Source organism: Candidatus Desulfolinea nitratireducens (assembly GCF_982879505.1).
The window spans coordinates 1-25,666 of record NZ_CEYOSI010000015.1 but is presented as its reverse complement, the minus strand read 5'-3'; the positions used below and the strand labels follow the sequence as shown (position 1 = coordinate 25,666).

The window sequence follows — 25,666 nt, the reverse complement described above, 5'->3', positions numbered from 1 at the left end:
GGACCGATCTCGAGGACAGTATCCTTCTCGGTCACACCGGCGATGCGAACGATCTTATCCAGAATGGCTGGATCCTGAAGGAAATTTTGGCCCAGCTTTTTCTTGGGACGTAGTCCATATTCCCGCAAAAGGGCGGCGGTATTGAGGGGAGGAATTGTTGAAGATGACATAGGTATTCTGGACCTGAGAAAAAAACAATCACAACCTTGCCCGAATGGACTCAAAGTTAGAGATAACGCAGTTGAGGCTCTAGCTGGATTTGTAATCCAGCGGCTTCTCATAAACACGGGGATTGCAAATCCCCTCCGAGCCGGAAAAACACTTTTTTTTGTAAGTCCTAATAGTTTATCTCTGAACCACAAAAAGTGCCTTCGCGGCTTTGAGGTAAAAAGGATGAAGTAATGGTCGATCAATCGCAGAAGGATTTAGGGGTGAAACCTGCGGTGCCCGATGATGCGGCTTGTTCGGCAGCAGGCCAATCTCCACGTGCGAAGGCGTCAACATATTCTCGCATCAGAATAAAGTCCACATCCCAGATAAATGTGCGCTCCAAAACAGGATCGTCCACCCGCGTTCCGACAAAGAGATCTTCAGGCCAGTTCAGGAAGACGATATCGGAACCTTTGAGTTGAGTGCCGAGACAGGAAAGCTGGCTGATCTCTTCGGGGCTGAGATCGGTTTGGACATTATCTTTGAAGGCGTTGATGATGCCTGGAATATCGCCAACCACGCTGGAGCTGACGAGTTTATCATAAAGCCCACAAAGGACTTGGTTTTGGGCTTTGACACGGTCAAAAACGCCTGATGGACGCAGACGAGCCAAGAGCAAGGCGTTGTTCCCGTTTAGATAATTGATGCCTGCTGGGAAGACGATATTTCTTTGGTTTTCTGGATTTTCGACATAGCGAGCGTCTACGGCTTGGGGCAGGTCGACGGTGATGCCTCCTACCGCGTCGACAATTTTGATAAAGATCGCCATGTTGATAGCGATGTAATGGTCAGGTTGCGCACCGAAATTATAGGCGAGTGTGCGCGCCATCAATCCGGGACCTTCTCCAGGTCCATCGTAGTATCCCATGCCGGGATTGCCATAAAAATAAGGTTGATTGAGCTTACCGTGTGTAATGCCATCATGATCGGAGATGTCGGGGATTTCTACGTAGAGATCACGCGGTAGGGACATAATCATCACATTTGCGTTGACGAAATCCACCCGCACGAGGCGTATAACATCGGCTAGGCCGTAGAGATAACTGTCCACACGATGTGATGAACCGATTGCAAGGATGGTCATCTCAGTAGGACCACCGCAAAGTGGTGCGGGTGGCGAAGCTGTGGCCATGGGGGCGGGCGCCGTACCGATATTGACAGGTGAGTTATTTTCTCCTGCCAAAACCGTCCATGTCGGGGGGAAGGTGGAAAAAGGAGCAAATGTATTTGTCGGGAGTTGGAGCACGGGTCCAAGAGGCTTTTGCCAGAGCTGGTAAGCGCTTCCGGCGACGAGGGCACACATACAGATGACACCGATGCTCAGAATGAAGAGGATTACCTTTTGTGTGCGTGACATGGCTTTATTTTATCCGGCCTGAACCTGAAAAGATAGCCCTACTCCAATACCCACAGCGTATTTGCAGGCACGGGGGGTAAAAAGTAAACTGTTGTCCAATAAGATTCTCCAGGATATTCGGCATCGGTATAACCGAGGTCTATCCAGTCTCTGTCGGAAAATAAACTCGAATACCCAACATCCTCGATGGTTGCATAGCCATAACCCGGCACATAGACCGCCTGGCCCTGCATAGCGTTATACCAACTCCGCAGCACGGCGATCACGCCGCGCCTGACAGGTTTTCCACTGGCCGTATTCGGATAACAGCGATCCGCGCCAGAATTGCAGGGTGAGTAGGAGGTGGCATACACCTGAATGGCGCGCCAATATTCCAGTTTTTGTCCATCTACCACAGCGGTCTTCAGCACATATTTGGTTCCATAGCCAACAGTTTCATCTTTTGGCTGGCGAACTGTCCGCTCATTTTCAACTTGCCGGGAGATTTCAACCCCATCCTCGTAGCGGACCCGAGATTGAGTGACGACCAACCCTGCTTTGCCTGGGACCAGGATTTCTTCCTGATCGACCTCGACTTCATTCGAGGGAATATATTTGACCTGATAGGGAATGGCCGTTTGCTCAAGTTCGATTTTTTCGACGACGCGAATGATCCGGATCTGCCCGTCGGCGGGCAGCGGTTCAGACTCGGCTGGTTGGCTTGCATCGAGACCAACCAGCGGGATGCCGGCCCCGGCCAATGCCCTGCCAACCTCTTCCTCTGCGGAGCGAATCGAGACGATCTTCCCGTCCACGTGGATGGCAAGCTCCCGTGCCGGTCGGTAGGTGATCTTCAGTTGGTCAGTGGCAGCTCTCCCGGCGGGCGGATCGATGAAATCTGCCGCGTAGAGTTGGATCCCGAGGTCGGAGAGTACCTCCCCCACCGTGAGCGCTGCCGTTTGGATTTCAGCCTCCCCCTGTGGTGTGATCAGGGTCAGCGAAACAGCGCGTCGAATTTGAAGGGTGCAGTTTTTGCAATCCATCGGTGAGGTCGGATCGACAATTTGCCCGTTGACCAGGATCCGATCTGCGGATTTGAAGGGAATTTCCGCCTCAGCGATGATCTCTGCGGGGATGCGGGAAGTTGGCGCAAGAGAGATATGCTCATCGCCATCTATGAGATTAACAGGTTTGCCGGAAAATTGGGTTTGGCAGCCTGCCAGAAGGAGCAAAAGGGGCAGCCAGAAGATATATTTCATGCGGCTATTCTAACGCAAAACGAAAATAGGATTAACCTATTCTCTCTTTTGGGATCAGCTCGCGACCCAGGTGCGTTGGCCCAAAGCGGAAAGAATGAATTCTACAGCCAGGAGCGCAGTCTGATTTTGGAAATCCAGAATGGAATTGATCTCAACCACATCCATACCGACCAGATTATTGGTTTCAGCGACCAGTTCGCAGATCAGGTGCGCCTCGCGGTATGTCAAGCCGCCGGTCACAGGTGTCCCGACTCCCGGTGCATGCCGGGGATCCATCGCATCCATATCAAAGGAGAGATAGATCCCATCTGTATCATGGCTGATCCTTTCTATGGCCTTTTCCATACTTCTCATTAATCCAAGGCGATCGATCTGCTCCATGCTCATCACCATTGCTCCGGCTTGGCGTAAATTTTTTTTTTCGCCCTCGTCGATATCACGGGCTCCGATAATCGCTACATTGGCCGGATCGATGACTGGTGTGGGTTCGTCCCAAAGTTGGACCAATTCAGGCGCACCAAGGCCGCACAGCGCTGCCAGCGGCATCCCGTGGATATTACCAGATGGCGTGGTTTCGGCGGTATTAAAATCAGCGTGGGCATCCACCCATAGTACGCCGATCTTTTTTCCTTTGGCCGCCCCGCGAATGGATCCGAGTGAGAGCGAATGGTCACCCCCCAGTACCAGCGGCAGATTTCCGCTTTTTACACTGGTGGCAACTGCCCCCGCCACGCGTCGTGCCATCGGGACAATGCAATCCAAATACTTGAGATTGGGATCGTTGATCACACATGTTTCAGAAATGGGTACTTCCACATTGCCTTTGTCATCAACAATATGGCCAAGTTTTTCCAAACGGTCTTTTAGCAACGCATACCGAATGGCGCTGGGGCCCATATCTACGCCGCGCCGATCCGCGCCCATGTCGACGGGAACCCCAATGATGTCAATATTCATAATATCCTGTAGAGATGTTAAGTCCCCTCTCCCTGAGGGAGAGGGCGGAGGGTGAGGGCAGTTTAGTAATCTACTAATAAAACAGAATACTTAATCTGGACTTTGCCCATTAAATGGTTTGGGCGAGCCTTTTGTCGCTCTATTGTATGAAAATAACTCGGAAATAGGTAAGGTCGTCCTAAAACTATGACCTGTACCTAATTCATTACCGATTATTCTAGATAGAGAAGCCTACGTCAGCAAAAAGGCCAAAGTCCAGTTAATATCGTATGAATAGATAATTAATCCTCACAGGCACATTCAATCCCGCGTGCTTTTTCGAAAGCCTCTTTTCCTTCGTTAATTGAATAATAGATCAGGACAGCCGCGCCGAGGCTATCTACAAAGCCAAATCCAGTCAGCTCGTAGACCGCGCTGGAAACGAGCAGCGCCACCGACATATACAGGCAAACCAGCGTACAATTTGCATCTGCCAGGATTGGCGCAGAATTAAGTTTGCCTCCCACATCCCGCTTGGCTCGGATCAGCAGCCACATCGTCGCAATCGAGATGATCGCAATGATCAGACCTGCAAGCGTTGTTTCAGGTTTATGTCCCGTAATCAGATTGATGATCACCGTCGCGCCCAATCCCACGGTAAGGATGTAGAAACTGACGCCTGTGATACGCAGCGCAGTGATCTCGAATTGACTGCGTTCGGTATTGGGATTACTACGAATGCGCAGCACCATCGCGATGATGCCCGCGCCAGAGAGGACCTCGATGAAAGAGTCCACGCCGAAGCCAAAGAGGGCCAGGGTTTCATCGGAGACGCCATAATAGATCGCCACTAACCCTTCCAGTAAATTATAGCCAACCGTGATGATCGCCAGCCACAAGGCTCGTTGGTAGAGCTTTTCAGTATTTTCCATTTGCCTATTGTACTGGATTTCTGTATCAGATAACATTACTCCTATTTAGGTGATATACATCACTGGACAAATCAGGTCTGCGCGGTAAAATTTGGCCTGATGAAAACGCGTTACTTTACACCAGAGACGTTATTTGAAAAAGGGCAAGCCATGAAAGACGACCTGGCGCCCTTGTTGCGTGACCAGGGAACCTTTATTCCTGCGAAATCAGCTCTGCTAATTTTGGATATGCAGCGTTATTTTCTGGAGGAGGATTCGCATGCTTATATCCCCAGCGCAGAGGCGATCCTGCCTCGGGTGGATGCGCTGCGCGCGGCATACGTGGACGCTGGCTTGCCCGTCGTGTGGACGCGTCATCTCAACACATCCGCTGACGCGGGGAGCATGTCCCGTTGGTGGCGGGATTTGATCGATGCAAAAAATCCACTTAGCGAGATTCACTCCGCGCTGGACACATCCTCGGGGCTGGTGATTGAGAAGACCCAATATGATGCTTTTTATCAAACCAATCTCGCCGAATATCTGCGTGATCAAAATGTCGAGCAAGTTGTTATTTCAGGCGTAATGACCCATCTCTGCTGCGAGACAACGGCTCGTTCTGCATTTATGCAGGGTTTTGAGGTCTTCTTCTTGATCGACGGAACCGCTACCTATACTGAAGAACATCATCGGGCGACCTTGCTCAATCTGGCCCATGGCTTTGCAAGGCCTGTTTTGTGTGAGGAGATAATTAACACCACAAAGACACAAAATGCACAAAGAAAAACAAATGAATCTTAGTGTTCTTAGTGTCCTTCGTGTTTAGCATTTATGCATAAAATTCGTGTGATTATCATTGGCGCAGGCCCGGCAGGATTAACGACCGCCTTGCAACTAAAACGTTTTGGGATACCCGCTCTCGTATTGGAGGGAAGAGAGATCGGCGGACTTTTACATAATGCCAATCTGGTCGAGAATTACCCTGGCTTTCCACAGGGCGTGACCGGCCCGAAATTGGTGAACTTGCTTAAGAAACAAGTCGAAAGAATTGGCGTGGAAATTCTTCCTGAAAAAGCGCAGAATGTAGAGTATGATAGTGGAAGTTTTGTGGCAAAAACTGATCAGGATGAATACCGCGCTGAGATCGCCGTAATTGCCAGCGGAACAAAAGCTCGTCAGTTTGACAATGGCTTTATTCCTGCGAATGCAAAAAGCCGGGTTTTTTATGAGGTTCGCGACCTGCTTGAGATAACTGATAAAGAAATCATCATCGTGGGCGCAGGTGATGCAGCTTTTGATTACGCGCTGAATCTTGGACAACGGAATCAGGTGAAAATTCTCAATCGCGGAAGAGGAATCAAGGCATTAGGATTATTAGTGGAACGTTCGCAGCAAAATGAAAATATTGCCTATCTTGAAGATGCGCAGCTAAAAGAAGTGACTGTTTCTGAAAACGAGTGTTTAACGGTAAAAGTAGTTCACCGAGAAAAACTTGAGATACTGGAAGCAGATTATCTCATTGGCGCACTTGGCCGTGAACCCAATCTGGATTTTCTCGGAGAATGCATCCAGAAAACAGAAAGAAAACTCGTAGATAGTGGCATCCTGTATTTTATTGGTGATGTGCGTAACGGAATTTACCGTCAAACAGCGATTGCAGCAGGCGATGGTTTGCGCGCAGCAATGCAGATCGATCAACGTTTTAAGGAGAACCGATGAAAGTTATCGCAAAAACCGGCAAAGATGAAATGGCATTTGTTTATATAATTGAGTATGAAAACGGGAAGATGCTCGAATGCGTGGAATCCCTCCAGCCGCCTTTTACACGTGATGAAAAATGGATCTTATTGGTATCGACAATGCACGGCTGCCCGGTGGGATGCAAGATGTGTGACGCCGGTGGCTATTTTCATGGGAAGCCCACCGCTGAAGAAATACTTGACCAGATTGACTATATGATTCGCAATCGATATCCTGACGGACATGTCCCCTCGAAACAATTCAAGATCCAGTTTGCGCGGATGGGCGAACCTGCCTTGAATAATGCTGTTCTGGATGTTTTGGAGGAACTGCCGAAACGCTACGATGCCCCGGGCTTGATGCCCTCGATATCATCTGTTGCGCCAAATGGGACCGATCCGTTTTTTGAGCGCCTGCTTGAGATCAAGAACCGTTTATATCCGGATGGACAATTCCAATTCCAATTTTCGATCCATACAACCGATCAGGAATTACGCGATCAGCTTGTCCCCGTCAAAAAATGGGATTTTGCGAAAATGGCCGCATTTGGCGAACGTTTTTATACGGAAGGTGAGCGCAAGATCACCCTCAACTTTGCGCTTGCGCAAGGGCAACCGCTAGACCCTGAGGTCCTGAAAGAATATTTCTCCCCCGATATTTTCCTGATCAAGATCACGCCCCTCAACCCAACCTATAGAGCGGTTGAAAATCAATTGGAGACCTATATTAATCCTAACGCCGATCTCGGCCAGGATGAGATCGTCTCAGCCCTGGAAGAGGCAGGCTATCAGGTCATCGTCAGCATCGGCGAAGTGGAAGAGAACCTGATCGGCAGCAATTGTGGTCAATATCTGCGTCGTCATATTGAAGCGGAAAATGCGCTCCAAAATGGCTATACCTTTGATCTGGTGGAAAACGAAATCGAGGCTGAGGCTTCAGCCGCAGATTAGAGCGTTTGGATTTTTAACGATTAAGTGGCTGTCATTTTCGAAATGACAGCCACTTTTTATATGATCAATTTTATTGGTTATTTTACCGGGGTAATACTATCCACGGAAATTTCAAGTGGTTCAATCCCTGAATCACCGAGACAGCTACAGGTACTGTCACCAGAATCCAGCGGAGGCATGCTGCTTCCGGAATACCCATTTTGTACACAAAAATCAATGCAAATCTCTCCATCTGATTTTGGCCCTACGTTGCCAACACTCATCTGCTGGAGAAGAATAAATAAGGCAAATAAAAGAGTCGTGCCTGCTGAAATGAAAACATGCTGTTTATTGAGCCCTGGCTCTTCTTCAAGGCCTTTCCCAACCTTAAAGCCGATGGTTATCGAGGCTATCCATACTACCAGGAAAAGAAGGATGAAAATCAGGGAAAGGATATATTCAACTGAGGCAGGCCAGGGTTTATCACCGAAAATCAAGATCCACAAGACTCCGGCCGCGAATCCAAAAAATATAAAGGAAATTATCAATGAAATGATAAATCCCGGTATGCCAAATAAAATCGCGTATACTACCCTTTTTTTCATTCTTGGGGTATTCTATTTATCCTTTCAGTTTTAAAGCAACTCTTGCATCGCCGCCAAGAGCAAGGTGATATTCTCCCTGCGGCTGGAATAGCCCATCAGGCCGATCCGCCAGACCTTATCTGCCAGCGCGCCAAATCCACCTGCGATCTCGATGTTATATTCGTTGAGCAATTTTGCGCGTAAGACGTGCGGCTCTACGCCATCCGGTACAACAGCGGTCGTCAAGGGCGGGAGGCGATATTCAGCAGGAATAAAGGGCGGTGCCCCGATCTCCTCCAGGCCTGCCCAAAGCAATTCTGCGTTTTGTCGATGTCTCGCATAGCGAGCATCCATTCCCTCTTCGTAGGCGATCCGCAGGGCCTCTCTGAAGGCATAATGCATACTGGCCGAGGCGGTATGATGATAGCCGTGATTCATCCAATAATTGGCATATAAATTCAAATCCAGATAAAAACTGGACACAGGTCTCTTGCGATTCTGAATGATCTTTTGCGCGCGCGGGCTGACGGTGATCGGAGCAAGACCAGAGGGCGCAGATAAGCTTTTCTGACTGGCCGAGTAGGTGATATCAATATCCCATTCATCCACAAGAACGGGGATACTTCCCAGCGATGTGACCGTATCCATCACAACCAGCGCACCCTGCTCATGGGCTGCTTTGACGATCTCCCCGACATGAAGCTGCTCGGCGCCGGTCGAAGTCTCGGCGTGGACAAAGCCGAAGACTTTATAGGATTTTGCCTTCAGCGCAGTCTCAATTTCCTCGACGGTAAAAATTTCTCCCAGTGGGCGTTCGATCTTGTCCACTTCCGCGCCCAGGCGGGAGGCGATTTCTGCCAGCCGAGTTCCGAAATACCCGATCACTGCGACCAGAACCGCATCACCTGGCTCGACCAGATTTGCCATCGCGGCTTCCATGGCGGAGGTCCCGGTGCCAGAGAGGGCAAAGGTCCACTCGTTTTTCGTGTTGAAAACATAACGCAGCAATTCCTGTTCTTCAGCGTATATCTTCAGCAGCGCGGGGTCAAGATGTCCAACGGGCGGGGTCGCCATTGTGCGGATCACGCGCGGTGCGGCCATGCTCGGGCCAGGCCCTAATAATACGCGTTCGGTCGGGTTGAGATCAGTGTATATTTTTGTCATTAAAGGTTCCTTGTGAAAAATAGATTATAGAATAACCATAGTTTACATCATTTTTATTTATCCTTCACGGATTACTTAGGGTTGGCTTACATCGTGAGGTACGCCTTATCCGTCACTGCCTGTACTGAGCCGCAGGCACACGTGCGAGGAGAGTTTCACCCGACGACACATGCGCCGCACTGCGTGCTTTGGAGTGCAGGTGAGCAGTCTCCCCGGCGAACAAGAGGATTGCCACGCTCGCTCCGCTCGTTCGCAATGACAAATACTCATCAAATTAGACCCTCGCGATTAATCATGTATTTTATAAAGAGAAATTTTTGGACTATAATGGTCTGGATAAACAACAAAAACCAATAGAGAGTTTTATGATCCAGAAAAAAGAAAAAATTGACCTTCCCTTGCCTCAGACAAGGATTATTGAAGACTATCGCCTGGCTTATAAAAGCCGGCAGGCCAGTGTGATTGGCCGGCGTGAAGTATTAAGCGGAAAGGCTAAATTTGGAATTTTTGGGTCCGGGAAGGAAGTCGCTCAGCTCGCGATCGCTCATGCATTTAAAAAAGGGGATTGGCGCTCAGGTTATTACCGTGACCAGACCTGGATGCTGGGATTGGGCACGCTGACACTGGAGCAATTCTTTGCTCAGCTTTACGCGCATACAGACCTCGACTTTGAGCCTGCCACCGGCGGTCGAACAATGAATGCCCATTTTGCATCTCGTTATCTCAACCCGGATGGCTCCTGGAAGGATCAGACCGAGCTCTATAATATCTCTGCGGATGTCTCCCCGACAGGTTCGCAGATGCCCCGTCTGGTGGGGTTGGCTTTTGCCTCAAGACTATATCGTGAAGCGGAATTCCTAAAGGGAATGACTACTTTTTCGCAAAATGGCAACGAAGTTGCCTGGGGCACGATTGGCAACGCCTCCACCGCTGAAGGGATGTTCTGGGAATCGATCAATGCGATCGGTGTTTTGAAAGCCCCGGCTGTGATCACGATTTACGATGACGGCTATGGCATTTCAGTTCCCAATAAATTTCAGATGGTTAAGGAAAATATCGGCGATATTCTCAGCGGTTTTCAGCGGGTCGTTGATCCAACCCTGAAACGTGACCGCGGCTTTGATATTTACACCGTCCAGGCCTGGGATTACCCCGCGTTGCTGGATACCTATTGGGCGGCAGCAAACACTGCGCGTGAGTTCCACATCCCTGCCCTGGTGCATGTCACCGAAGTTACCCAACCACAGGGACATTCCACTTCGGGAAGCCATGAGCGCTATAAAACCAAAGAACGCCTTGATTGGGAGGCGGAATTTGATTGCAACATTAAAATGCGCGAATGGCTTCTGGCAAATAAGCTTGCCACCGAAGATGAATTGAAAGCAATGGAAAAGGTGGATCGCAAAGAAGTAGAAGATTCCCGTAAACGGGCCTGGGAAGCTTTCCAGACACCGATCATTGGGGAGCGCGACGACTTGATAAAGTTGCTTTCTGATTTGGAAAAAGAAACCTCTGCGAACGAAGAGATCCAATCAATTCAGACCAGATTGCTGGGAAAGGCGACCGCGCATCGGAGGGATCAGTATGCCGCCCTCCATGCTGCTTTACGCGCCACGCGGCAGGAATCCTCTCCGGTCCGAGATAAACTGATTGCGTGGAAGCAAGCCCAGGATCCGCGTAATGAAGACCGGATCAGCTCCCATTTGTACAGCCAGACGGCTGAATCCATGCTGAATGTTCACGCAGTGGCACCCGTCTACTCGGACAATTCCCCCACGATCCAGGCCTTTGAATTACTTAATCATGGTTTTGATGCGATCTTTGCCCGCGACCCACGCGCGATCGCCTTTGGCGAGGATGTAGGTATGTTGGGCGATGTCAACCAGGGTTTTCATGATTTGCAGAAAAAATATGGCACCTTGCGGGTGATGGATACCGGGATTCGCGAGGTAACTATATTGGGGCAGGCAATTGGGATGGCGATGCGCGGCCTGCGTCCGATCGCGGAAATTCAATATCTAGATTATCTGCTTTACACCCTGCAATTGATGTCAGACGATCTGGCGATGCTGCTTTGGAGAACGAAGGGCGGACAAAAGGCGCCCGTGATCGTCCGAACGCGTGGGCATCGCCTCGAAGGGATCTGGCATTCTGGCTCGCCAATGGCGGCAATTATCCATCTCGTGCGTGGGATGGCTGTCCTCGTGCCAAGGAACGCAGTACAAGCGGCGGGATTTTACAATACGCTCCTGAAATCGGATGAACCTGGCATTATCGTTGAAGTTTTGAATGGATATCGTTTGAAGGAAAAGATGCCTGATAATCTTGGCGAGGTGACCGTACCTGTTGGCGCACCAGAGACTTTGCGTGTAGGCAGCGATATCACCCTGGTCACCTATGGCGCGATGTGCCGGATTGTCCTTGAATCCGCTGAAGAGCTTGCAAAGGCGGGCATCAGCGTGGAGGTGATCGACGTCCAATCGCTGCTTCCTTTTGATTTGCATGGACATATTCTTGAATCGCTCAAGAAGACCAGCCGGATCATTTTTGTGGATGAGGATGTGCCTGGCGGGGCAACCGCCTTTATGATGCAGGAAGTCATCGAGAAGCAAGGTGGTTATTCCTGGCTAGATTCTCCCGCTGCCACGCTTTCTGCGAAAGCACATCGCCCAGCCTATGGTTCTGACGGCGATTATTGGTCGAAGCCTAATGCTGAAACAGTTTACGATGCGATCTATGCGATCATGTCTGAGGTTGACCCAAAGAAATATCCGCCATTTTATGCTTAATAAACAGCCCTCATCCCCAACCCTTCTCCCAAAGGGAGAAGGGAGCAAGTCCCCTCTCCCCTTAGGAGAGGGCGAAGGGTGAGGGCAGGATGTGAGGAAAGATGCCAACTAAAGTTCTTGTACCCATGCTCGGGGAAGCTGTTGAAGAAGTGACTATCGTCTCCTGGCTCAAAGCCGAAGGGGATTCTGTGGAAGAGTATGAAGGCCTGCTCGAAGTTGAGACCGATAAGGTTGTCACTGAAATTCCCAGTCCAGCCGAAGGTGTGGTGTTGAAGATTTTTGAATCTGAGGAGGGAAAAATTCTCAGCGTCGGGACATTGCTTGCCTGGATTGGCGCAGAAGGGGAAAAAATCCCTGATGGGGATGAAGCACCCGCTTCGCACGCGGATAAAAAACCTGCTCCCGTTAAAAATGAAGAAAAACTGATCTCAAGTGTGGCTCCGCCAAAGGCTGCCCCGGTACGAGACTCCGCGCTGGGATTTATCTCTCCGGTTGTGGCCAAGATCGCCGCCGAAAAACAGATTGATCTTCAGCAGGTTACCGGAACGGGGAGCGGTGGCCGGATCACAAAAAAAGATATTTTAGCCTATCTTGATTCTCCAAAATCTGCTTCTCCAGCTGTAAAAATATCCACTCAAAAAGGGGGCAGCCTGCTCCCAATCACCTCTGTCCGGCGGGCAATCGCCAAACATATGGTCGACAGCCGCCGTATATCCCCGCATGTGACCACTGTCATGGAAGTGGATTTCAGCGCCGTCATCGCGCATCGTAAAGCAAATAAAGCGGCCTTTGCGGCTGATGGGGTCAAGCTGACCTATACATCTTATTTTGTCGCCGCGACAGCAGCTGCGCTCAGAGCCTGGCCGATCGTCAATTCCTCCTGGACCGATGAAGGGATCTTGCTCCACAAGGATATTAATATCGGCATGGCCACCTCCCTCGGCGATGATGGGTTGATCGTACCGGTGATCAGGAACCCGGAACGGCTGTCGCTGTTGGGCCTGGCAGAAATTGTCAACGACCTGGCTAACAGAGCCCGCAACAAGAGGCTTAGGCCTGAAGAAGTCAGGGATGGCACATTTTCGATAACAAATCATGGTGTCAGCGGTTCACTTTTTGCGATGCCGATCATCAACCAGCCCCAGGTCGCGATCCTGGGTGTGGGAGCCATTCAGAAACGCGTTGTGGTCATCACCGATGACTCAGGTGCAGATATGATCGCCATCCGCCCGATGGTTTACCTGACCCTGACCATCGATCATCGCATTTTGGATGGTGCAATTGCAGATCACTTCCTGGCAGAAATTGTCACAGAGCTGGGGAAGTGGTAGAGGAGAATAGTCGATTGGAGTGGCTAAACAGGTGTGGATTAAAGTGATTTTGCTGGGCTCTGCGGGGATTTAGTATCCTCGCTTTTACCGGTGAATCGCTGGATTACAAATCCAGCGAGAGCATATCATTATTTTAATTACACGTGAAAATAGCCACTCCCTTCTCATCTGAGCGTGAATTGGTATAATCACCCGATGGTGAAACCCCTCGTAGCAATTCTCGGTCGTTGGCAGCCCTGCCATTTGGGACATCGGGCTGCAATCCATGCGCTTTGCGATCGATTTGACCATGTGCTGATCGGGATTGGTAGTTCCAATATCATCAATTATAGAAATCCTTTTAGTTTAGAAGAAACAATTGAAATGCTCCAGCTTGGGTTAGAGGGCTACGATAATTTTAGATTGGTGCCAATCCCGGACTCCCGTGACGAGATAAAATGGTGCAGTTATGTGGAGGAGGTCTTTGGCGATCTGGATCTCCTCATCACTGCGAATCCTTATGTCAGAAGCCTGCTTGATCATCGTTATCAAATTTCGCACCCGGCAAAATTTATTCCAAGAGAGAATCAAATTCCTGTCAGCGGGACCATCGTGCGAAGAAAAATGGCCCAGGGAAATGGATGGGAGGAATTACTTCCAGCTGAGATTTCAAAATATTTGATCGAGAATCAATTAGATCAGCGTTTTCGCAGAGAGTTTGGTTTGAGTAATCTGGCTTTAGATACCATTGTTGTTGAATAAGGAGAAATTATGTATTCATGGAATGAAGATACAACCTCTTGGTACGGCGAAAAGAAATATGAATACGGTGAAAAAGGGGCGGGTAAGCGAGAAAAATCCGCTCGACGAGCTGCATCTCATGGGCCACGCACCTATGAGAAAAAATCCCGTCCTAATGAAAAGATCATTGATCCCCATAAAAGTATCAAATCAACCTCCAAAAACCCTTTGATCATTGCGGTTGATGTAACTGGCTCAATGTCTTCCTGGCCCTATGAGATCTTTGATCGCCTCCCTTTGCTCTATAATACCCTTTCTCAATACAGGGAAGATTTGGAAATATCATTTGTCGCCATTGGGGATGCCGCTGTGGATACGTGGCCCCTTCAGGTAACGGATTTTGCAAACGGATTTGATCTGGAACAATTATTAGGCTCGCTTTATGGAGAAGGTGGCGGCGGTGATGCCCCTGAGAGTTATGGGTTATTTGCTCATTGGGTAAATACGCATGTTGAAATTCCTAATGCAGAAGAGCCTCCCTTCCTGATTGTCTTCGGGGATATCCATATGCATGAAAAAGTGTCGAAAAAATTTGTCCATCAATATTTGGGAGACCGGGTCCAGACGGATGTGGATTCCTTTAAAGCCTGGGAAAAAGTGACCCAAAACTGGAATACCTGGTTCCTGCGTCGACCCACTGGCAGGCGCGGAGATCAGGTTGACCAACAATGGGCAAAAGCGATTGGCGAAAAGAAGATTTTCCACATCGAAGATGAGCAACGGGCTGTAGATTATGCAATGGGTTTGGTTGCCCGCGCATGGGGAGAGTTCTCTGATTTTCAATCGAACATGCTGGCCAGACAAGATCAAAAGAAAGTAGATAAGCTCAGTAAGCCCATCGAAATGATTTGCCCGCGTTGTGGTGGTCCTATTCCTGTGAAGGCCGAGGGCATGTTTACCTGTTCATTTTGCGGGATAACACTAAAAATTTAACCGCTATGTCACTGCAGGTTATTGTCACCACGCCCCCTTACGCTGATTATCTGGAGGAAATTGTTGCTCATCCTTTGGTAAGCGGATTCCGGTTGAACACGATCATGCCCACAAAGGATGGGCCCGGTGAGGCGATTGATCGTCTGCGTACATATGGACAGCCACTTTGGGTTGATCTCAAGGGGCGGCAATTAAGAATAGTTGGTTCTGCCTCACCGCCCTTTACCGAAATCCGCATTTCTCACCCAATTAAAGTGGATACTCCGGTCACCGCGTTTTTCTCCGATGGCACGGAACAAGCCCGCATCGTAGCCGTCGACGGAAATCGACTGATATTGGAGAGCGGCCCCCGCCGCGTTGTGGGATTGGGAGAATCGATCAATATCATTCATCCCTCTTTGCAGATATTAGGAACGCTGACAGAAAATGATATTGCCTATTTGCAGGCCATGAAAGAGAGGGGGATGAAGAAGGTCATGCTTTCTTATGTGGAAAAACTCTCTGATATCGAAGAAGTAAAATCGGTTTTACCAGATGCAGAAATCATCCTGAAGATCGAGACGCAGGCGGGGTTGAAATTTGCCGAAAAATACGGTCACAAATATGGTCGTCTGGCAGCAGCGCGTGGCGATCTTTTTATTGAGGTTCCTCAACCACATAAAATAATTTCTGCCCTGAAAAAGATAATCCATGCTGACCCAAATGCAATCGTTGCCAGTCGATTTTTAGACTCCCTGGCTTATCATCCTGTTCCCTCGAGTGCGGATATTAGCGATGTCGCTTTTCTGCTGACCGAAGGATACAAAACTTTTATGCTGGGGGATATAATTTGTCTGGAGCGAGACACTTTGGTTGAGGCTTTGAATTTATTGGACGCAATTTCTACACAAATCTAATATTATCTGAATGATCCTATCCCTTCCCAAAACCCCCCCTCTCTGATAAACTACATCCCGCTCTCGAATGCTGAACCCATCGGCCTCAACTGCCGGGGTTTTTTTTTGCATCGAGTAAAGTATATGAAATATCCACTTTTTATCTATCGAGCTCCTTATGAAAACTGAACGAACAGATCTCCGTAATATCGCCATTATCGCCCATGTTGATCATGGTAAAACCACCCTTGTCGACGGGCTCCTCCGTCAGGCGAATACTTTCCGTGTAAATCAACAAGTTGCCGAGCGGGTCATGGACTCCAATGACCTTGAACGCGAGCGCGGTATCACCATTCTTTCCAAGAATACTGCCATAACCATTCTCGATCCCCACACAAATCAGGAAGTAAAGATCAATATTGTCGATACTCCCGGTCATGCCGATTTTGGCGGCGAGGTTGAGCGTGTCCTCAATATGGTCGATGGTGTCTTGCTGCTCGTCGACGCTGCCGAAGGTCCGATGCCCCAAACCCGTTTTGTGCTCAAGAAAGCGCTCTTGCTTGGTCACAAGGCTGTTGTAGTGATCAACAAAGTTGATCGTAAAGATGCCGATGTGGAACGCGTACTGAACGAAACCTTTGATCTTTTTATTGATCTGGGTGCGACGGATGAACAGGCTGATTTCCCCGTCGTTTATGCCAAGGCGACCTCCGCCCAGGCGGGATTTTCGGTCGATCTTGGCCCGGACTTGCAACCGCTATTTGAAACCATTCTGCGCCAGGTACCTGCTCCCATTGTGGACGCATCTGCACCTCTGCAGATGCTTGTTACCACGCTTGGTTATGACGAATATCGCGGTGTGACAGCCGTCGGTCGCATCTTTGCCGGGAAAATTTTCGCGAACCAGGCGCTGGCTCGATTGACGACTAAGGGTGAAAATTTGCCTGAGAAGGCCCGTTATTTATACGTTCATCAGGGCCTGGATAAAGTTGAAGTACCGGAAGCAAGTGCGGGTGAGATCGTCGCGTTGGCGGGGCTGGAAGGAATCTCGATTGGTGAAACCCTGGCCGATCCAGAGAATCCGGTCGCATTACCCACCATCAAAGTCGAAAAACCAACAGTTCGGATGACCTTTGGCGTAAACACTTCGCCATTTACCGGCCGAGAAGGCAGATGGGGATCGTCCCGGAGAATTCGTGAACGTCTTTTTGAGGAACTACGCACTAATGTATCACTTCGCGTAAATGAAACTGACAGTGCTGAGAATTTTGTTGTCTCTGGGCGAGGCGAATTGCACCTGGCTATTTTGATCGAAACCATGCGCCGGGAAGGGTTCGAGTTTCAGGTTTCGCGCCCCGAAGTCATTTTTCGTGAGAAAGATGATGGAACAAAAGAAGAACCTTATGAAAAGGTATTCATCGAGAGCAGCCCAGACACGATTGGCTCAGTGATCGAAATGCTTGGTAAGCGACGGGGGCGAATGCTTGAAATGCAGGATGGCGGCGATGGGAATACCCGGTTGGTCTATATTGTCCCCACTCGAGGCCTGCTTGGCTTTCGCTATCATTTTTTGACGGCTACTCATGGCACGGGGATTATGAATACGAACTTTCATGGCTATGAAAAGATGGCTGGCCCAATGGAAACCCGTCAAAATGGCTCGCTCGTTGCCTGGGAACCTGGCACAACAACTGCATATGCCCTGAAGAACGGCGAAGACCGCGGCTTCTTTTTCTATGGTCCCGGCGTCGAGGTTTACGAAGGGATGGTTGTCGGAGAGCGGGTTAAAAATGAGGATTTGGGGCTAAATGTCTGCAAGAAAAAGCACCTGACAAATATGCGTTCATCTGGTGCGGATATGGAAATCCGGCTGACACCGGCACGCAATATGAGCCTCGATGAATGCATCGAATATCTCTCTGACGACGAGCTGCTCGAGGTGACCCCGGAATCGATCCGGATCCGCAAACGTGTATTGGATAGTACCAAGCGCGGGCGGGACGAGAAACGCGCCAGGGAAGCACTGAAAGACTAATTCATTGTAGTAGGGATTTATGATTAATGATGGAGACCCTCAAGGTTTTAGCTTGAGGGTCTATTTTTTTTGGAAACATGCCTCTGCGAATCTTTATTGACAGGTTGCAGAAAGGGTTGCTCTTGGTGACCCTCCAGCAGCATTATAGGCTTCGATCCCGTATGTGACAGTTACACCGCTGTTCACAGCTAAAGAATCAACATAGGTAGTTGTATTCTCGCTTAACTCGATGAGCCGAGTCCCGTTGCGATAGATCCGATAGCCGCTTTCGTCATTGGCATTGTCACTCCACTTGATGGTGATGCTCAAATCGGTGTTGGTTCCGTTCCAGGCGCAAAAGAAATCGTAGTTTTGGAGACTTGGCTTGGCAGGCAAACTCGGCTTCTCTGTTGGGGTGGGTGAAATGGTTGGTGTAGGTGAGATTGTGGGTGTGGGAGTGATCGTTGGCGGGAGCATGGTCGGTGAAGCCGCAGGGACGCGGGTCTTGGTGGGGCGCTGAGTTATGCTTGCTTCAACTGTTTGAGCCGCCAGAGTGCCGGCCTGTTCCTCGACGGATAGGCCGGATGCTGTTGGTTCAGGCAAATTACAGGATGCCAAAATCGCTAAAAGCAATATTCCAATGCTAATAAGTTTATTTCTTTGATCAAATATCATCATGATTTATTCCTATGGGCAGATCACTGATTCTGTTTTTCGGGCGGAGGAACCTGCGGCATTATACGCCTCAACTCCGTATTCCATGGGTACTCCCGCGGCAACAGGGAATGAAAGGGCAACTTGCGTCGTATCTGCTCCCAGGGTTTGGAGCAGCACTCCGTTCTGATAAATGTAAAACCCATCTTCATTATCTGAGTTATCCACCCAGCTGAGAATTGCTGTTAGTTGAAATTGTGGCAGCACAAGTGGTACACAAGCTTTTGAAATATTGAAATTTTTTGGATTCTTAGGCAGTGCTGGTGTAGGTGTTGGTGGAACAGCAATTTCCGGAAGGTTACTGGTATTGCCCTCTACAGTTGCGTAGAATCCCCATAACCAGCAATTTCCGCTGGCATCCGGGTTTTTTATGATCCAGTAATTGCTTGTGGTGTTCTTCCCGACGATTTCTGCTTTTTCTCCAACTAGCAAGGCGCCGAGGTAGTCGTAAATTTTACCGGGTCCCGTACGACAATTTGTATCCAAACTGACGCTGACCATTGGGATGGCCGGAGTTGGAGTCAGTGTGACCGTAGGTGTGAATACCGCTGTGGGCGGGGGCAATGTGGCCTCGGGAAGCGGGGATGGTAAAGGTGCTGGTGGCGGTTGAAATTGCCCGCTCGCCCGTAAAGTCATCTCCACAGCGGTGGCAATCACATCATTTGTGGGCAATGCTGGAGGGGCAAGATTGCTTCCTCCCTCTAAAATGCAAGCCAAAGTGGTGGCGAGAATAAGGCTGAAAACGAAAAGGATTTGTTTTTTTGAAATCATAGCTGCCTCCTCTTTAGAAACGTGATAACAGTCTCGCGTATTTTGGCATGACTGGATTACCTCCAGAAATCGAACCAGATAAATGAATTTGTTAGGGTGCCGAAGGAATGGTAACTTCCTGAAGTTGACTCGTGTCGCCTTTGATCGTCGCATAATTTCCCCACAGCCAACAAGATCCGGCTGCATCCGGGTTTTTGATGATCCAATAGTTATTGGATGTATTTTTGCCAATTACTTCTGCACTTTCTCCAACTCTTAATTCTCCAATATAAGTATAAATTTTACCTGGCCCGGTGCGACAATTTGTTCCTACACTGACGCTGACAGTTGGCGGAGTAGTTGATGTGTCTGTTGGCGTAGGTGTGGGCGGAACAGTATATTCCTGGAGGTTGCTCGTATCGCCGACCACCGTTGCATATTCTCCCCACAACCAGCAATTTCCTGCGGTGTCAGGGTTCTTGATAATCCAATAGTTATAAGATGTTTTTTTGCCGACTACTTCCGCACTTTCTCCAACCCTTAACTCTCCAGTAACGTCATACACTATGCCGGGACCAGATCGACAATTTGTGCCAACGCTAACACTGATAACTGGCGAGGGCGATGTTTGTCCTGTGGAGGTAGATGTGGGTGTAGGAAGTACAGAATATTCCTGGAGATTGCTTGTATCTCCGACTACGGTTGCATAATATCCCCAAAGCCAACAATTTCCACTGGCATCAGGGTTCTTGATGATCCAATAGTTATACGATGTTTTTTTGCCAACCACTTCTGCTTTTTCCCCAACTTTTAATTCTCCAATCCGATCATAAACCTTACCGGGCCCCGTGCGGCAATTTGTTCCAACGCTGACGCTGACCGTTACTGGCGAAGAAGTTGGCGTGATTGTAGGCGTTGGGGAGAGACTGGGAATGGATGATGAAGATGTCCCGATCGTAGGTGTGATTGTTGGGGTTATAGTTGGTGTGGCTGTTATTTCTGGTGTTGCTTCTTCTTGTGCTTCTGAAGTTAAGGCAGCGGAAGTGGCAGTCATATTGCTTGCCTCAAGCGTAGATGCCACCGAGGTAGCAACCAAATTTTCATTTGCTCCAAAGGTAGCTGCCATGGAGGTTGCCACGAAACTATCGTTTGCTCCAAAAGTGGAGGCTGCAGAAGTGGCCATTACTCTGTCGTTTGCTTCGAATGTCAATGCAGCAAAAGTCGCCACGGTATCACTACTTTGGACTTCAGTCTGCGGCGCGGAGAATCCAAGAGCACTACAGGCGGGGCCGATCAGCATTATCGTGCCAAGAATGAGTAAAAATTTTATATTTTTCATGATTTATTATTCCAATTATCAAGGATGTAAAATATTTGAGTATGTTTCGTCGTGGTTATTATGACACTTCTTGAAAATAAGTTCAATAGATAAATTCTCCAAAAAGTAAAACTCTGCCAAAATATGCGAGCTAATTGGAAATCTCATGTTCAACAGATCAAGCCTTTAGGCATGTGAAAGGGTTATGCTTTGTTTTTATAAAATTGTTTTGCAGTTGTCCAAATTTAGAATTATGCATTTGGCATAAGGTCTGCACTTATTTTTTTGAAGCCCATCCAAATCAATGGGATGTTTAGAAGTAAAAAGAGGGATCGAGCTACAAAACTGATCGTAACGAGGTCCCATTCACCTTTTGTCGCTGTCCATTCAGGAAGCGAGGTCATATTGAGATCATGATCTTCTAAAACATCGCTGCTTACATAATCATTCCTGATGTCGTGTAATGCAAGAAAGTCACCAAAAGTCAGCGCCAATACCAGGATATTAAAAATCAGCATTCCTTTGAGAAGGGTGGAATATTTTTTATTCAGCGGCATCCTCATCGATCTTTTCAACCACAATCGTGCCTTTGGTAACCAGGGCAGCGATTGCTCCCAGCGCAGCTAACTGCGGCGCTACCAGGGTTCCAAGAATACCTACGGTAAGCGGGATATCGACGAGTACCCGTCCGTCCTCGCTTTTGAGGATGATCCGGCGGATATTTCCTTTATGGATGAGCTCCTTGATTTGGGCAATCAGCTTATCGCCGCTAAATTCAAATTCCTCAGTGCGAGTTTTTTTCTCGGTCATTATTTTTTCCTTTATTTTTCTCTCCCCTAAATTCCGTATTTAGAATTTGGGGGAGATGTCCGTAGGACAGAGGGGGGAAAGTCATACCTCAAAAGCCCAATCTCCATCACGCATTATTGGGCTTTTAGTTCCGTCTTTTGTAACACCATGAATCGCTACTTCCTCAGAACCGATCATAAAGTCAACGTGAATTAAACTCTCATTTACACCAGCACCAGCTAATTCTTCAGATGACATCTCAACCCCGCCCTGGATATTTCCCTTATAGGCACTCCCCAGGGCGAGATGGCAGGCGGCGTTTTCGTCATACAGGGTGTTGTAGAAAATCAATCCTGATTCAGAAATCGGTGAATGATGGGGGACGAGAGCGACCTCGCCAAGCTGCTTGGCGCCCTTATCTGATTCGAGCATTTTCCGAAGGGTCTCTTCCCCCTTTTTTGCCTTGATATCCACAACGCGTCCTTTAGAAAATGTCAGGCTGAAATCCTCGATCAAATTGCCAAAATAATTCAAGGGCTTTGTCGAGCGGACGGTTCCCTCAACTTTATCTTTATGAGGCAGGGAATATATTTCTTCAGTGGGCAAATTGGGCGTGAAATCTATGCCGCCATTTGTTTTACTTCCTCCTCCTGACCAGATATGATTTTCAGGCATCCCAACCATTAAATCTGTGCCGGGTCCCCGAAATTGGAGGTTTACAAATTGTTTATCGGACATATATTTGCTGCGCTTTTTCAATCCGCTTAAATGGCTTTTCCAAACTCCGATAGGATCATCATTATTAAGACGGCAAAGCTTGAACATTACCTCCCAAAGATTTTCCTCTGCTTCAATGATTGGATATTCGGGGAAAATTTTCGCTGCCCATTTAGGCGTTGGCGGGCAAATTACAGTCCATTGCACACCGCCAGAGGTAATGAATTTACTGGCAGGCTTGAAATGACTGGCCCGCGCCTTAAGTTCCTTCGCGATCAGTTCGGGGTCATAGCCCTCAAGCAGGTCTGGATCAGTACCCGTGATCGAAAGATATGCATCCCCCCGTTGAACGACTTCAAGAATGCCTCTGGTGACCCAATCGGGGTACTCGTGAAAGGAATTTCTAGGTGCATATTCGTGTCTGATCTTTTTTAACTCCTCGTCATCCCAGATGACGGTTACAAGTGGGCAGCCATTTTGGTAAGCCTTTGCAGCTACATTCCGTACCAGGGGGGCTGTGTTCATCTCGCTAGCGATGAACAATCTTTGACCAGATTGTAAATTTAAGCCAACCTTCACGATCATTTCAGCATATCTTGATAGCATATTTTCAAAATTTTCTTTTGGCATACTTCTCTCTTTTACAAAATTTTTAAGTGGTTTTCCTGAGATATTAAGACCTCAGAGCGCGATTTCGAAAATATTTATGGACAGTATGAAACAGGTACTCCAAGCAGATTTCCATCCGGAGCGGCGGTGGTGTTGCTGTTGTTATCAGTGGCATAGACCTGATATTCAAGCACTCCACCGCTTTTTCCAAGATCTTGCGCGGCTTCTGAGCCAACGTCGATCATAAAGCCATATTGACCTCCCATCGCTTGATCGTGGGTTGGTGCAGTACGCCAATTACCGGGGCCATTATTTCCACTATAGCGATAGCGCACGTAGGCATCGGCTATGCCCGAATCATCACTGATGCGAGCGCCTATGCTGGCCTCTGTGGGACCACAGGAATTCCTGACATAATAAACCATTGCCTCCAGAGCGCGAATATTTGTGATGGTGGGCGGGATTGAATCTGGCAGAGGAATGGGGGTGAGAAATGGAATGATCGCATATTCGCCAAAGAATTGACCGGTGATGGATGACACCCAGCAATTAGTGTTTCTCCAGGAGACATAAAGCCATGAATTATCGTTATTGCGACCAATTACGGGAACTATTTCTCCTACCGGGATGGCCGTAATGTCTGTGTAAGCTTTATTGGGACCTTTGCGGCAAAAAGCATTATTATCAAACTTAAACGAGGATGGCTCAGGGGTTGGAGCCACATAGGCTGGCAGGAATTGGTAATCCCAGCCAAAGTCGAGATCAATAACTGCATCACCACTTGCTATGAGTCTGCTGTGAGTGGCAGGATTTAGACCAGGAAGCGGCGCTGTCCATCCTCCGGGGATAAGGACGCTGTCATTCGGAGCTGCTAAAGCATCTACTGAGAGACAGTGATCACCGAATGCCAGTATGCCATCAAAAGAGTATGCGCCGTTGGCATCCGTCAGGAGGCTGGCCACAACTGGGTCAGCGCATAGGCCAAGATGCAAATCTACCTGTACGCCTGCGATGCCAGGTTCACCTGCTTCGCGGATGCCGTTCGCGCCGATTCCACCACCGCCCGTGTCTATACAGCCCTCGGGCAGTGGATCAGGGAGCGGCCCGAGTTCAGGGATTGCACAAAGATCATGCCAAACGATCCCAGAGAGTGAGGCCGAATCTGGTGGAGAGACAGGACTACCACCACAAGCGCCGGTTGTATCGGCGGTAAAGCTGCGTGACAGCGATGGAGGGCCAAGCGTTGTTCCGTTAATGGGGGCAACGCGCCAATAATAGACAACGCACTCGGCCAGGGGGCTTCCTGGGCCCCATCTTGTAGATGGGTTCCCGGTCCCACCGCTCAGGCTTGTGTCGGCAAAGGTCGGGTCAATGGATAAATCAACACGGTAGCCTTCGGGAATACAGTTTTCAGGGTAATCCCAGATCAGACCATCGTCGTATAAATAATTGAATGTGCCACCATCAGCTGGTTCAAGCAGGTTGGGAGCAACGAGAGCGGCAGTTTCACAGATCGGGCCAGTGAAAAAATAATTTCTTCCCGCAATTGGTCCGAGAGTTGTTCCATTGATCGGAGAAACATTCCAGGCATATTCTTTTCCTGGTTCCAATGGACTCCCCGGCGCCCAGGATGTGGACGGATCTCCAGTTCCACCCCCGAGAGAATCTGTGAAAAAAGGTCCGGTCATTAATTGGATCGCATACCCCTCTGGATTACAGGATGTGACGGGGTAGGTCCAACTGAGTGTGGGTGTCAACGAGCCAACAATACCCCACATGGGTGGATCGGTCAGCGTGACCGCCAGCAAGGATTCTGTGGCACAAGTTGGCGTTGGGAGAGTACAGCTAAGCAAAAACAAGCCAAAGATTAATGCTAAACCTGCGAATGATATATAGTTTTTCTTCATGGAACTCTCCTTGTTCTTGAAATTATTGAATAAAGAAGACCCTTTGGAACCTGGCAAAAAGTATTGGTTATGATGAGAGAGGAATGACTTTTCCTCCGGTCATCTTCGGCAGTTCGCTTGCCTGCATTTTGAATACAGCCTTCGGCGTTCCGGCGGCAGCCCAAATCTCCTCGTAGCGAAGCAGGTCCTCGTCCACGTATGTTTCGATGGGATTGAGATGTCCAAGCGGAGGGATCCCACCGATGGCGAATCCGGTACACTCCCGAACGAATTCCGGGTCGGCGCGCCTGATCTTCTCGTTGGCGTAAGCTTTGATCCGATTAACATCCACCCGATTGGCACCACTCGTTAAAATCAGGATTGCCTTACCACTGCTTTTCCCCTGAAAGATCAGCGATTTGACTATTTGCCCTACTTCGCACCCAACTCTTGCGGCCGCTTCTTCGGCAGTCCGCGTGCTTTCCTCAGCCTCGATCACTGTATAATCGTAGCCAAGTTCGTTTAGTACATCTTGAATTCTTTGGGCTGATGAGCTGAGGGGCATAATTTCTCCGTAAGATTTTGGCGGAAAAAACCTTCTTGTAAGTATAGTTGAAAATATCAGGAGCCGTAATGAAAATTAATAGTGAACTAATGGAAGTTGTCCATAATCAGGCTGCCCAACGCTTTGAGCTCCAGATCGGCGAATTTACGCCCGTCCTGGATTATCGTTTACAAGACAAAACGATTGCCTTTACGCATACCGGCGTCCCCACCGCTTTGGAGGGGAACGGGATTGGCAGCTTTATCGTCCGGGCAGGATTGGATTATGCCCGTGAACAAGGTTATCAGGTTATACCGCTCTGTTCTTTTGTGGCCGCATATATTCGACGCCATCCGGAGTATGAAGATTTATTGAATAAACCTCTTGCAAAAGTCTCTTTTTGACACTGCTCTAGCCGCCGTCCTTCGCGCAGAATCCTTTAGGGCGGCGGCGGGGACGCCGCCGGGAGCACATATGCAAGAGGTCTAATAATTAATTCTCTACCGTACATCTTTTGAATAAGGATCACGAAAGGAAAAAGCCAACCA

25 protein-coding genes are annotated in these 25,666 nt (G+C 48.8%); 10 read left to right on the top strand and 15 right to left on the bottom strand.

The features are described from left to right. The 5 genes from AC3DOM_RS02535 to AC3DOM_RS02515 form a co-directional block, all read right to left on the bottom strand. Positions 1 to 170: rRNA adenine N-6-methyltransferase family protein (locus tag AC3DOM_RS02535; protein ID WP_487917458.1), on the bottom strand; the 170-nt coding region annotated here is incomplete at its 3' end. Between the two features lie 239 nt (positions 171 to 409). Further along, positions 410 to 1,567, bottom strand: a complete 1,158-nt coding sequence (locus AC3DOM_RS02530) for an LCP family protein (RefSeq protein WP_487917453.1) — start codon at positions 1,565 to 1,567, stop codon at positions 410 to 412. 38 nt (positions 1,568 to 1,605) lie between these two features. Next, positions 1,606 to 2,805, bottom strand: coding sequence for a resuscitation-promoting factor (locus tag AC3DOM_RS02525; RefSeq protein ID WP_487917452.1), 1,200 nt, complete (start codon positions 2,803 to 2,805; stop codon positions 1,606 to 1,608). A 54-nt stretch (positions 2,806 to 2,859) separates the two neighbouring features. Next, positions 2,860 to 3,762, bottom strand: a complete 903-nt coding sequence (gene rocF / locus AC3DOM_RS02520; RefSeq protein ID WP_487917451.1) for an arginase — start codon at positions 3,760 to 3,762, stop codon at positions 2,860 to 2,862. A 281-nt stretch (positions 3,763 to 4,043) separates the two neighbouring features. Beyond that, positions 4,044 to 4,673, bottom strand: a complete 630-nt coding sequence (locus AC3DOM_RS02515; RefSeq protein ID WP_487917450.1) for a cation efflux transmembrane domain-containing protein — start codon at positions 4,671 to 4,673, stop codon at positions 4,044 to 4,046. 99 nt (positions 4,674 to 4,772) lie between these two features. Here AC3DOM_RS02515 and AC3DOM_RS02510 point away from each other — a divergent pair, with 99 nt between their 5' ends. Genes AC3DOM_RS02510 through AC3DOM_RS02500 form a run of 3 tightly spaced genes read left to right on the top strand, consistent with a single transcriptional unit; the run spans position 4,773 to position 7,342 of the window. Further along, positions 4,773 to 5,453, top strand: a complete 681-nt coding sequence (locus AC3DOM_RS02510; protein ID WP_487917449.1) for an isochorismatase family protein — start codon at positions 4,773 to 4,775, stop codon at positions 5,451 to 5,453. A 30-nt stretch (positions 5,454 to 5,483) separates the two neighbouring features. Further along, a complete protein-coding gene (locus AC3DOM_RS02505) occupies positions 5,484 to 6,371 on the top strand; it encodes an NAD(P)/FAD-dependent oxidoreductase (protein ID WP_487917448.1) in 888 nt (295 codons plus the stop codon). Beyond that, the gene (locus AC3DOM_RS02500) at positions 6,368 to 7,342 is read left to right on the top strand and encodes a radical SAM protein (RefSeq protein WP_487917447.1); all 975 of its coding nucleotides are present in this window, start codon (positions 6,368 to 6,370) and stop codon (positions 7,340 to 7,342) included. The genes AC3DOM_RS02505 and AC3DOM_RS02500 overlap by 4 nt, the downstream gene beginning before the upstream one ends. A 77-nt stretch (positions 7,343 to 7,419) precedes the next feature. Here the strand turns inward: AC3DOM_RS02500 and AC3DOM_RS02495 are convergent, their stop codons facing one another. Both AC3DOM_RS02495 and AC3DOM_RS02490 read right to left on the bottom strand, forming a co-directional pair. Further along, complete coding sequence (locus AC3DOM_RS02495) at positions 7,420 to 7,926, bottom strand: hypothetical protein (RefSeq protein WP_487917446.1); 507 nt, start codon at positions 7,924 to 7,926, stop codon at positions 7,420 to 7,422. 30 nt (positions 7,927 to 7,956) lie between these two features. Beyond that, a complete protein-coding gene (locus AC3DOM_RS02490) occupies positions 7,957 to 9,069 on the bottom strand; it encodes a pyridoxal-phosphate-dependent aminotransferase family protein (protein ID WP_487917445.1) in 1,113 nt (370 codons plus the stop codon). 365 nt (positions 9,070 to 9,434) lie between these two features. On the opposite strand from AC3DOM_RS02490, the gene AC3DOM_RS02485 reads away from it, so the two are divergent. The 6 genes from AC3DOM_RS02485 to typA all read left to right on the top strand — a co-directional run bounded on the left by AC3DOM_RS02485 (position 9,435) and on the right by typA (position 17,812). After that, positions 9,435 to 11,858, top strand: a complete 2,424-nt coding sequence (locus AC3DOM_RS02485) for an alpha-ketoacid dehydrogenase subunit alpha/beta (RefSeq protein ID WP_487917444.1) — start codon at positions 9,435 to 9,437, stop codon at positions 11,856 to 11,858. A 101-nt stretch (positions 11,859 to 11,959) separates the two neighbouring features. After that, positions 11,960 to 13,189 (top strand): dihydrolipoamide acetyltransferase family protein, encoded by a 1,230-nt coding sequence (locus AC3DOM_RS02480; RefSeq protein WP_487917443.1) that lies wholly within the window; start codon positions 11,960 to 11,962, stop codon positions 13,187 to 13,189. A 195-nt stretch (positions 13,190 to 13,384) separates the two neighbouring features. Continuing rightward, complete coding sequence (locus AC3DOM_RS02475; RefSeq protein ID WP_487917442.1) at positions 13,385 to 13,930, top strand: adenylyltransferase/cytidyltransferase family protein; 546 nt, start codon at positions 13,385 to 13,387, stop codon at positions 13,928 to 13,930. A gap of 9 nt (positions 13,931 to 13,939) precedes the next feature. Further along, complete coding sequence (locus AC3DOM_RS02470; protein WP_487917441.1) at positions 13,940 to 14,902, top strand: TFIIB-type zinc ribbon-containing protein; 963 nt, start codon at positions 13,940 to 13,942, stop codon at positions 14,900 to 14,902. A gap of 5 nt (positions 14,903 to 14,907) precedes the next feature. After that, a complete protein-coding gene (locus AC3DOM_RS02465; protein ID WP_487917440.1) occupies positions 14,908 to 15,798 on the top strand; it encodes a pyruvate kinase in 891 nt (296 codons plus the stop codon). A gap of 157 nt (positions 15,799 to 15,955) precedes the next feature. Further along, on the top strand, positions 15,956 to 17,812 hold the full coding sequence (gene typA, locus AC3DOM_RS02460) for a translational GTPase TypA (RefSeq protein WP_487917439.1): 1,857 nt from the start codon (positions 15,956 to 15,958) through the stop codon (positions 17,810 to 17,812). Between the two features lie 93 nt (positions 17,813 to 17,905). Here typA and AC3DOM_RS02455 read toward each other — a convergent pair whose 3' ends face one another. The 8 genes from AC3DOM_RS02455 to AC3DOM_RS02420 all read right to left on the bottom strand — a co-directional run bounded on the left by AC3DOM_RS02455 (position 17,906) and on the right by AC3DOM_RS02420 (position 25,139). Further along, positions 17,906 to 18,469: a hypothetical protein gene (locus AC3DOM_RS02455; protein WP_487917438.1), complete on the bottom strand. Its 564-nt coding sequence runs from the start codon at positions 18,467 to 18,469 to the stop codon at positions 17,906 to 17,908. Between the two features lie 9 nt (positions 18,470 to 18,478). After that, positions 18,479 to 19,276 (bottom strand): hypothetical protein, encoded by a 798-nt coding sequence (locus AC3DOM_RS02450; RefSeq protein WP_487917437.1) that lies wholly within the window; start codon positions 19,274 to 19,276, stop codon positions 18,479 to 18,481. Positions 19,277 to 19,367: 91 nt separating this feature from the next. After that, positions 19,368 to 20,594, bottom strand: coding sequence for an SH3 domain-containing protein (locus tag AC3DOM_RS02445; RefSeq protein ID WP_487917436.1), 1,227 nt, complete (start codon positions 20,592 to 20,594; stop codon positions 19,368 to 19,370). Positions 20,595 to 20,824: 230 nt separating this feature from the next. Then, entirely contained in the window at positions 20,825 to 21,130 is a 306-nt protein-coding gene (locus AC3DOM_RS02440) for a hypothetical protein (RefSeq protein ID WP_487917435.1), read from the bottom strand. Further along, positions 21,117 to 21,383, bottom strand: a complete 267-nt coding sequence (locus tag AC3DOM_RS02435; RefSeq protein WP_487917434.1) for a DUF4342 domain-containing protein — start codon at positions 21,381 to 21,383, stop codon at positions 21,117 to 21,119. The genes AC3DOM_RS02440 and AC3DOM_RS02435 overlap by 14 nt, the downstream gene beginning before the upstream one ends. An 81-nt stretch (positions 21,384 to 21,464) precedes the next feature. Continuing rightward, positions 21,465 to 22,709 carry an aminopeptidase gene (locus AC3DOM_RS02430; protein ID WP_487917433.1) on the bottom strand — a complete coding sequence of 415 codons (1,245 nt, stop codon included), beginning with the start codon at positions 22,707 to 22,709 and terminating at the stop codon, positions 21,465 to 21,467. Positions 22,710 to 22,783: 74 nt separating this feature from the next. Next, positions 22,784 to 24,595 carry an SH3 domain-containing protein gene (locus AC3DOM_RS02425; RefSeq protein ID WP_487917432.1) on the bottom strand — a complete coding sequence of 604 codons (1,812 nt, stop codon included), beginning with the start codon at positions 24,593 to 24,595 and terminating at the stop codon, positions 22,784 to 22,786. A 67-nt stretch (positions 24,596 to 24,662) separates the two neighbouring features. Beyond that, entirely contained in the window at positions 24,663 to 25,139 is a 477-nt protein-coding gene (locus AC3DOM_RS02420) for a YbaK/EbsC family protein (protein WP_487917431.1), read from the bottom strand. A 68-nt stretch (positions 25,140 to 25,207) separates the two neighbouring features. Between AC3DOM_RS02420 and AC3DOM_RS02415 the strand changes: the two genes are divergently transcribed. Further along, positions 25,208 to 25,522 (top strand): GNAT family N-acetyltransferase, encoded by a 315-nt coding sequence (locus AC3DOM_RS02415; protein WP_487917430.1) that lies wholly within the window; start codon positions 25,208 to 25,210, stop codon positions 25,520 to 25,522. The last annotated feature ends 144 nt before the right edge of the window (positions 25,523 to 25,666 follow it).

Coding starts and splice junctions, on each gene's coding strand:
- AC3DOM_RS02530 (WP_487917453.1), bottom strand. CDS start 1,567: ATGTCACGCACACAAAAGGTAATCCTCTTCATTCTGAGCATCGGTGTC.
- AC3DOM_RS02525 (WP_487917452.1), bottom strand. CDS start 2,805: ATGAAATATATCTTCTGGCTGCCCCTTTTGCTCCTTCTGGCAGGCTGC.
- rocF (WP_487917451.1), bottom strand. CDS start 3,762: ATGAATATTGACATCATTGGGGTTCCCGTCGACATGGGCGCGGATCGG.
- AC3DOM_RS02515 (WP_487917450.1), bottom strand. CDS start 4,673: ATGGAAAATACTGAAAAGCTCTACCAACGAGCCTTGTGGCTGGCGATC.
- AC3DOM_RS02510 (WP_487917449.1), top strand. CDS start 4,773: ATGAAAACGCGTTACTTTACACCAGAGACGTTATTTGAAAAAGGGCAA.
- AC3DOM_RS02505 (WP_487917448.1), top strand. CDS start 5,484: ATGCATAAAATTCGTGTGATTATCATTGGCGCAGGCCCGGCAGGATTA.
- AC3DOM_RS02500 (WP_487917447.1), top strand. CDS start 6,368: ATGAAAGTTATCGCAAAAACCGGCAAAGATGAAATGGCATTTGTTTAT.
- AC3DOM_RS02495 (WP_487917446.1), bottom strand. CDS start 7,926: ATGAAAAAAAGGGTAGTATACGCGATTTTATTTGGCATACCGGGATTT.
- AC3DOM_RS02490 (WP_487917445.1), bottom strand. CDS start 9,069: ATGACAAAAATATACACTGATCTCAACCCGACCGAACGCGTATTATTA.
- AC3DOM_RS02485 (WP_487917444.1), top strand. CDS start 9,435: ATGATCCAGAAAAAAGAAAAAATTGACCTTCCCTTGCCTCAGACAAGG.
- AC3DOM_RS02480 (WP_487917443.1), top strand. CDS start 11,960: ATGCCAACTAAAGTTCTTGTACCCATGCTCGGGGAAGCTGTTGAAGAA.
- AC3DOM_RS02475 (WP_487917442.1), top strand. CDS start 13,385: ATGGTGAAACCCCTCGTAGCAATTCTCGGTCGTTGGCAGCCCTGCCAT.
- AC3DOM_RS02470 (WP_487917441.1), top strand. CDS start 13,940: ATGTATTCATGGAATGAAGATACAACCTCTTGGTACGGCGAAAAGAAA.
- AC3DOM_RS02465 (WP_487917440.1), top strand. CDS start 14,908: ATGTCACTGCAGGTTATTGTCACCACGCCCCCTTACGCTGATTATCTG.
- typA (WP_487917439.1), top strand. CDS start 15,956: ATGAAAACTGAACGAACAGATCTCCGTAATATCGCCATTATCGCCCAT.
- AC3DOM_RS02455 (WP_487917438.1), bottom strand. CDS start 18,469: ATGATGATATTTGATCAAAGAAATAAACTTATTAGCATTGGAATATTG.
- AC3DOM_RS02450 (WP_487917437.1), bottom strand. CDS start 19,276: ATGATTTCAAAAAAACAAATCCTTTTCGTTTTCAGCCTTATTCTCGCC.
- AC3DOM_RS02445 (WP_487917436.1), bottom strand. CDS start 20,594: ATGAAAAATATAAAATTTTTACTCATTCTTGGCACGATAATGCTGATC.
- AC3DOM_RS02440 (WP_487917435.1), bottom strand. CDS start 21,130: ATGCCGCTGAATAAAAAATATTCCACCCTTCTCAAAGGAATGCTGATT.
- AC3DOM_RS02435 (WP_487917434.1), bottom strand. CDS start 21,383: ATGACCGAGAAAAAAACTCGCACTGAGGAATTTGAATTTAGCGGCGAT.
- AC3DOM_RS02430 (WP_487917433.1), bottom strand. CDS start 22,709: ATGCCAAAAGAAAATTTTGAAAATATGCTATCAAGATATGCTGAAATG.
- AC3DOM_RS02425 (WP_487917432.1), bottom strand. CDS start 24,595: ATGAAGAAAAACTATATATCATTCGCAGGTTTAGCATTAATCTTTGGC.
- AC3DOM_RS02420 (WP_487917431.1), bottom strand. CDS start 25,139: ATGCCCCTCAGCTCATCAGCCCAAAGAATTCAAGATGTACTAAACGAA.
- AC3DOM_RS02415 (WP_487917430.1), top strand. CDS start 25,208: ATGAAAATTAATAGTGAACTAATGGAAGTTGTCCATAATCAGGCTGCC.